This is a genomic window from Pseudoalteromonas sp. SR45-5 (assembly GCF_014163565.1).
GTDB lineage: Bacteria > Pseudomonadota > Gammaproteobacteria > Enterobacterales > Alteromonadaceae > Pseudoalteromonas > Pseudoalteromonas distincta.
The window spans coordinates 1-7,052 of sequence record NZ_JACJDN010000163.1 but is presented as its reverse complement, the minus strand read 5'-3'; the positions used below and the strand labels follow the sequence as shown (position 1 = coordinate 7,052).

General features: G+C 41.0%; 6 protein-coding genes. 5 read left to right on the top strand and 1 reads right to left on the bottom strand.

Annotated features, from left to right (window positions below):
• Nucleotides 1-86: 86 nt before the first annotated feature.
• From prfC to H5072_RS08215, 4 genes are all read left to right on the top strand, one after another.
• The gene (prfC, locus tag H5072_RS08230; protein ID WP_002958776.1) at nucleotides 87-1,676 is read left to right on the top strand and encodes a peptide chain release factor 3; all 1,590 of its coding nucleotides are present in this window, start codon (nucleotides 87-89) and stop codon (nucleotides 1,674-1,676) included.
• A 60-nt stretch (nucleotides 1,677-1,736) separates the two neighbouring features.
• Nucleotides 1,737-3,479: an arginine--tRNA ligase gene (gene argS / locus H5072_RS08225; protein WP_182693222.1), complete on the top strand. Its 1,743-nt coding sequence runs from the start codon at nucleotides 1,737-1,739 to the stop codon at nucleotides 3,477-3,479.
• A 346-nt stretch (nucleotides 3,480-3,825) separates the two neighbouring features.
• On the top strand, nucleotides 3,826-4,464 hold the full coding sequence (gene pdxH / locus H5072_RS08220; RefSeq protein WP_024596079.1) for a pyridoxamine 5'-phosphate oxidase: 639 nt from the start codon (nucleotides 3,826-3,828) through the stop codon (nucleotides 4,462-4,464).
• 21 nt (nucleotides 4,465-4,485) lie between these two features.
• On the top strand, nucleotides 4,486-5,253 hold the full coding sequence (locus tag H5072_RS08215; protein WP_182693221.1) for a TatD family hydrolase: 768 nt from the start codon (nucleotides 4,486-4,488) through the stop codon (nucleotides 5,251-5,253).
• Here H5072_RS08215 and H5072_RS08210 read toward each other — a convergent pair.
• On the bottom strand, nucleotides 5,220-5,840 hold the full coding sequence (locus H5072_RS08210; protein WP_002958772.1) for an AhpA/YtjB family protein: 621 nt from the start codon (nucleotides 5,838-5,840) through the stop codon (nucleotides 5,220-5,222). The genes H5072_RS08215 and H5072_RS08210 overlap by 34 nt on opposite strands.
• Before the next feature lie 152 nt (nucleotides 5,841-5,992).
• On the opposite strand from H5072_RS08210, the gene serB reads away from it, so the two are divergent.
• Nucleotides 5,993-7,021, top strand: coding sequence for a phosphoserine phosphatase SerB (gene serB, locus H5072_RS08205; RefSeq protein ID WP_182693220.1), 1,029 nt, complete (start codon nucleotides 5,993-5,995; stop codon nucleotides 7,019-7,021).
• The last annotated feature ends 31 nt before the right edge of the window (nucleotides 7,022-7,052 follow it).

The following is a 7,052-nucleotide window of genomic DNA, read 5'->3' as shown; positions in this document are numbered from 1 at the left end:
GTTAATTACGATCAACATAACGGGTTTACTCGCAGACGCTTATTAAAATGCATTCAACCCCGCATATAAACTAAAAGAATTTATCAATGGCAGACCAGACTATTATCAATGAAATCAGCAAGCGAAGGACCTTTGCTATCATCTCTCACCCGGATGCTGGTAAAACAACGATTACCGAAAAAGTATTGTTATTCGGACAAGCTATTCAAAGAGCTGGTACTGTAAAAGGTCGCGGCTCTAACCAGCATGCTAAATCTGACTGGATGGAAATGGAAAAAGAGCGTGGTATATCAGTTACTACGTCTGTAATGCAATTTCCATATAACGACGCACTTGTTAATTTACTTGATACGCCAGGACACGAAGATTTCTCTGAAGATACGTACCGTACATTAACAGCAGTAGATTCGTGCTTAATGGTTATTGATGCGGCTAAAGGTGTAGAAGACCGTACCCGTAAGCTAATGGAAGTTACACGCCTGCGTACCACACCTATTGTTACGTTTATGAACAAATGTGACCGTGATATTCGCGACCCAATGGAAGTGCTGGACGAAGTTGAAACAGAGCTAAATATTGCCTGTGCACCCATTACTTGGCCAATTGGTTGTGGTAAAGAATTCAAAGGTGTTTATCACATTCATAATGATGAAGCTGTTTTATATAAAACGGGCCAAGGTCATAAAATTCAAGATGTTCGCACAATTAAAGGCCTTGATAATCCAGAGTTAGATATTGCCATTGGTGAAGACTTAGCTGCGCAGTTACGTGATGAGCTTGAGCTTGTTATAGGTGCATCAAACGAATTTGATTTAGATTTGTTTTTAGCCGGTGAGCTTTCGCCAGTTTATTACGGTACCGCACTTGGTAACTTTGGTGTTGATCACGTGTTAGATGGTTTAACTAAGTGGGCGCCAACGCCATTACCACGTGAAACCGAAGACAGACTAATTGTTGCAACTGAAGAAAACTTTACCGGGTTTGTATTTAAAATTCAGGCCAACATGGACCCTAAACACCGTGACCGTATTGCATTTATGCGTATTGTATCGGGTAAGTACAGCCAAGGCATGAAAATGAATCACGTGCGAATTGGCAAGCAAGTGAGCATTTCTGATGCGGTAACCTTTATGGCGGGCGATCGTGAACGTGCCGCAGATGCTTTCGCTGGCGACATTATTGGCTTGCATAACCACGGTACAATTCAAATTGGTGATACGTTCACGCAAGGCGAAAAACTTAAATTTAGTGGTATTCCTAACTTCGCCCCTGAACTATTTCGTCGTATTCGCCTTCGCGATCCGCTTAAGCAAAAGCAATTATTAAAAGGCTTAGTACAGCTTTCTGAAGAAGGGGCTGTACAGGTATTTAGACCACTTATTAATAACGACTTAATAGTAGGCGCGGTAGGCGTACTTCAGTTTGATGTGGTTGTAGCACGTTTAAAAGCAGAATATAACGTTGATGCTATTTATGAAGGCGTAAACGTGAATACGGCACGCTGGGTAAGCAGTGATGACGTTAAAAAGTTTGAAGAATTTAAACGTAAATGCGAAAGCAATTTAGCACTCGATGGCGGTGATAACTTAACTTACATTGCGCCGAGCCGTGTAAACCTTAACTTATCGGTCGAGCGTTACCCAGAAGTAACGTTTAGCCATACACGCGAAAACTAGAGCTCATTTACAAGAATTAAAAGAAAACCTGCTTTGGCGGGTTTATAAAGGTAAAAAAATATGAATATTCGTACTATTTTAATTGAAAAAGCCATTGCAGCTATGGTCGGTGCAGGCTTACCTGAAGATACAAACCCGGCAGTAACGCAAAGCACGCGTCCACAATTTGGTGATTACCAAATTAATGCAGCCATGGGCGCAGCTAAAAAAATGAAAAGCAACCCGCGTGAGCTTGCACAAAAAATTATTGATAACCTTGATGTAAGCGATATTGCACAAAAGACTGAAATTGCGGGTCCAGGTTTTATTAATATTCATTTAAAGCCTGAGTTTTTAGCGCAAAGCGTGAAAGCGGCTAACAATGATGCAAAACTAGCTGTAAACGAGCACGCTAAGCCACAAAAAGTAGTTGTTGATTATTCATCACCAAACCTAGCTAAAGAAATGCACGTAGGTCATTTACGTTCAACTATTATTGGTGACTCAATTGTACGTGCGCTTGAATTTAGAGGCGATACGGTTGTGCGTCAAAATCATATGGGTGATTGGGGCACGCAATTTGGTATGTTAATCGCGCATTTAGAAGATCAAATTAGTCAAGGCGTTGACTTAGATACTGTTGCGCTTGCTGATTTAGAAACTTTTTACCGCGATGCTAAAAAACGCTTTGACGACGAAGAAGGCTTTGCAGATAAAGCACGTGACTACGTTGTTAAATTACAAGGCGGCGATGCGCATTGTGAAAAACTTTGGAAACTATTTATAGCCACCTCAGTTAAACACTCTGAAGAAGTATACAAGCGTTTAAATGTAACGCTTACCCAAGCCGATATTATGGCTGAAAGCGCATACAATGCAGAGCTTAACGATATTATTAGCCTACTTAAAGATAAAAACATTGCCGTAGAGTCGCAAGGCGCGCAAGTGGTGTTTTTAGATGAGCTAGCTAATAAAGATGGCGAGCCATCAGCCTTTATCGTACAAAAATCTGGCGGTGGTTTTTTATATGCAACAACAGACTTAGCGGCATGTGACTACCGTTCAAATAAATTAGGTGCTGATCGCATCTTAATTTTTGTAGATGCACGTCAAAATCTACACTTTAACCAAGTAGAGCTAACAGCGCGTAAAGCTGGTTTATTAAGAGACGAAACAAGCTACGAGTTTTGCCCGTTCGGCACCATGATGGGCGCCGATAATAAACCATTTAAAACACGTACTGGTGGCACAGTAAAACTTGCTGATTTATTAGAAGAGTCAATTAACCGCGCAGCAGCAAAATTAGCTGAACGTGAGTCTGATTTAAGTGATAGCGATCGCAGCGAAATTGCCCGTAAAGTAGGTATTGGCGCAGTTAAATATGCCGACCTTTCTAAGCACCGTACCAGTGATTACATTTTTAACTGGGACAGCATGCTAAGTTTTGAAGGCGCAACCGCTCCTTACTTACAATATGCTTATACACGCGTACGCAGTATTTTCCGCAAATCAGGCGTTGATGCTGCTACATTAAATTCAGACGTTGCAATTGTTGAGCCTCAAGAAAAAGCACTTGCACTTAAGCTACTACAGATCGAAGAAGTACTTGATTTAATGATCAGCGAAGCAACACCGCACGTACTATGTGGTTACTTATACGAGCTTGCAAGCTTATACATGACATTTTACGAAGCCTGCCCAGTACTTAAAGAAGGCGTAGAGCCAGGCGTGCGCGATAGCCGTTTAGTGTTGTGTAATTTGGTTTCAAGAACATTAGAAACGGGATTAGACTTACTCGGCATTGAAGTCATGGAGCAAATGTAATCACCTTCTGCTGCGTGTAGTTCGCTTTAGCTGCGTTGGTAAAACTATTTAGCCTAAGTCACATACAAACCGTATGCTCCTTGGCATAAATAGTTTTACCGCCTTGCTAGCACTCCTACACTTGCAGATATCTGAGCTGTGTAGTTTGCGTTGTAGGTTGGGTTGAGTGAAACGAAACCCAACGATACACCTGAGACTCTATGTTTACTGCTATGGAATACACCCGAGACTCGGTGTTATTGCTATCACATATACCTGAATCTTAACATTTGTTACTACTCAATATCTATTGTTTTAAGCTCGCTACTCTAAGCTCTTTTCTAAGTCTTTATTTAAAGGATTTGTTATGAAACTCGAAGATATCCGCCGTGAATACCTGCAAGACGCGTTAAGCGAAGATAACTTGCAAGATGACCCATTCAAGCAGTTTGAAACATGGCTTGAGCATGCTGTAGCAAGCCAATTACCCGATCCAACAGCGATGGTTGTAGCAACTGTTGATGAAACCGGTCAGCCTTCACAGCGTATTGTGCTTTTAAAGCACCTGGATGATAACGGCTTTGTATTTTTTACCAATACAGGTTCGCGTAAAGCGCAGGAGCTTAAAGGCAATAACAAAATTTCCTTGCACTTTCCGTGGCATCACATGGAACGCCAAGTTATTGTATACGGTGAGGCTAAACCATTACCTACCTCTGCTGTGGCAAAGTACTTTTTATCTCGTCCTAAAGAAAGCCAATTAGCAGCGTGGGCATCAGCGCAAAGCCGTCCGGTGTCATCACGTAAAGTACTAATGGAAACCTTTGCTAATATGAAAAATAAGTTTGCTAAAGGTGCAATTCCATTACCTGATTTTTGGGGCGGTTATTGTGTAGTGCCCACTAAAATTGAGTTTTGGCAAGGTGGGGCGCATCGTTTACATGATCGTTTTATGTATCAGCGCCAAGCAGATAATAGCTGGCAAATTACACGCTTAAATCCTTAATAAATAGATGAGTAAGTAACCGTGCAATTTATTGACTCTCATTGCCACCTCGATTTTAGTGAGTTTGATTCAAGTCGTGAATCGCTGATAAACGAGTGTGTAGCAAAGGGAGTGAATCAGTTTGTTGTACCGGGTATTACGCTTGCTCAATCGCATACTCTTATAGGGCTCAAAGCAACCTATCCAAGTATAAAAATAGCGGCAGGGCTGCATCCTTACTTCTTAGATCAACATAAAGAATTGCACATAGAAGCGTTATTCGAGTTTGCAACTACAAATAAGCATCAGCTGGTGGCTATTGGTGAGTGTGGGCTTGATCGAAGCATTGAAAACCTCTCTAAACAAACTTATTTATTTGAACAGCAAATAGGGCTTTCTAATGAGCTAAGTTTACCGCTCATTGTACATCACAGGCAAAGCCATGATTTAATTGCGCAAGCGTTTAAACGTTGTAAGCCAAAAAATGGGGGAGTGATTCATGCATTTTCAGGTTCAATCCAACAAGCGAAGTACTATATCAAACAGGGCTTTAAGCTTGGCGTAGGCGGTGTTATTACCTATCAACGTGCAGCTAAAACCCGTGCTGTTATTGCCGCTATTGAGCCCGAGCACTTAGTGCTTGAAACAGATTCACCTTCAATGCCTTTAAGTGGCTACCAAGGGGAGGTTAACACGCCATTGCATATACCTGATGTGTTTGACGCACTATGTGATTTAAAGCCACACAGCGAAAAAGAGACGCTTGCAAAGCAACTTTATGATTCTTGTTCAGATGTTTTTTGCATATAACGATTTACCTGCCAGCGCTTTAATCCACGGCCTAACTGCCACGTAAAAATACAAGCAATCACTAGCATTAGTAAAACCTGCCTGCCTAAGTCATGAAAATGATTGTGGCTGTCGGATATTGCAGCGCGAGTTAAATAAGTAATAGATACAAAACCTATAGGGCGGTCATCATCGCTTATAACAGGTTCCATAAAAGGTGTTTTTAACTTACTTATTCCGGGGGTAGAATCAGAAAGTTGACCATAAACATGGTGCGACTGCCAATTGTCGCTACTGGCTAATAAAATACCCTGTTGATCGTAAATAGTGGCCGAAAGCACGAACTCATCTTTACTTATATCGTTACAAATTGCATTGAGCTGGGGTTTATTTTTTTCGATTAAAGGTGTTTTAACATTTAAAGCCATAAACTGAGTGAGGCTTTTTGCGGTGCTGTCGGCGCTATCGTAAAGTAACTGGTGACTCTGAAAACTACTATTAACACCCACCCAGCTTAGTAATACAAAACAGCCAGCCGCAAGAATTAAGCGAACGAGTCGCTTTCTTTGGGATGCGCTTATAGGGTTTTTAATATGGTTATTTTTCATAGTCACCGTTTATGCTACTGACAGCATTTTGATTTGATGTTACAACTACACTAACTATAACCTTAAACCCCACCTGATGGCGAATTTAGTGTTGAGAATAGCAGTTTTGAGATGCCAACTATCAGGAAAATAAAAATAAACACGGAGATCCCATGTCGCAAATCAACATGGCACAGCAAGCTGCTGAGCAACCATTACAACACTTAACTCTAAATAAATGGTTTAGCTATAGTGGTGGTGTATCTACACTTCTCGATTATATTCCAAACAAAGCATTAGGGTTATTTAGCATCGCATTTGCAGGTGATTTTGCGGAAAAACACATTGCCAGTATTGTTGACTTTTTAGCGACACATAACCAAAACGTCACCGCTATATGCCAATACCAACCTGATTTAGGGCTTGCACCAGCACTGTGTTTTTACGCGCAAAATGCAGATAAAACTATAAACCCGTTAGTACTACAAGAATTTTCAAACACGCTTGATTGTCAATTAGTGCAAGTTGCTACGCCGCCTAATTTATATGAGCCAGGTTTATTGGTTATGGATATGGACTCAACTGCAATAACTATTGAGTGCATAGACGAAATAGCACGCCTTGCGAACGTATACGATGAAGTTGCCTCTGTAACTGCACTTGCAATGGCGGGTAAACTTGATTTTAGTGAGAGTTTATATCAGCGTGTAGCTAAGCTTGAAGGTATTGAAAAAAGCTTAATTGAAGAGCTGAAAAGTACATTACCATTGATGCCTGGTATTAAAATACTGTGCCAAATTTTAAAGCAACATAAGTGGTATTTGGCGATTGCCTCAGGTGGTTTTGTGCCTTTTGCAGAGCGTGTACAAGAGCTGATTAATTTAGATGAAGTGCACGCTAATGAGCTCGAATTTAAAGACGACAAGCTAACAGGTAAAGTACTGGGTACGATTGTCGATGCGCAGCAAAAAGCGGTCGTTTTAGAGGTGCTTCAGCAAAAGCTAGGGCTTAAAAAAGCACAAACTGTAGCTATTGGAGATGGCGCAAATGATCTAGTCATGATGGCAAAAGCAGGCCTAGGTGTGGCCGTACATGGTAAGCCAAAAGTGGTTGAGCAAGCACAGGCGGCTATTTGTGATGGGTCATTATTGCAATTGTTGTATATGTTGGCTATTCCGTTAGAAAAACAACCAACACTTTAAAATAAATTAAGTTAAACCGCTTAACGTAAGC

Bases quoted from the DNA above. Each gene is read 5' to 3' on its own strand.
- argS (WP_182693222.1), top strand. From the start codon at position 1,737: ATGAATATTCGTACTATTTTAATTGAAAAAGCCATTGCAGCTATGGTC.
- pdxH (WP_024596079.1), top strand. From the start codon at position 3,826: ATGAAACTCGAAGATATCCGCCGTGAATACCTGCAAGACGCGTTAAGC.
- prfC (WP_002958776.1), top strand. From the start codon at position 87: ATGGCAGACCAGACTATTATCAATGAAATCAGCAAGCGAAGGACCTTT.
- H5072_RS08210 (WP_002958772.1), bottom strand. From the start codon at position 5,840: ATGAAAAATAACCATATTAAAAACCCTATAAGCGCATCCCAAAGAAAG.
- serB (WP_182693220.1), top strand. From the start codon at position 5,993: ATGTCGCAAATCAACATGGCACAGCAAGCTGCTGAGCAACCATTACAA.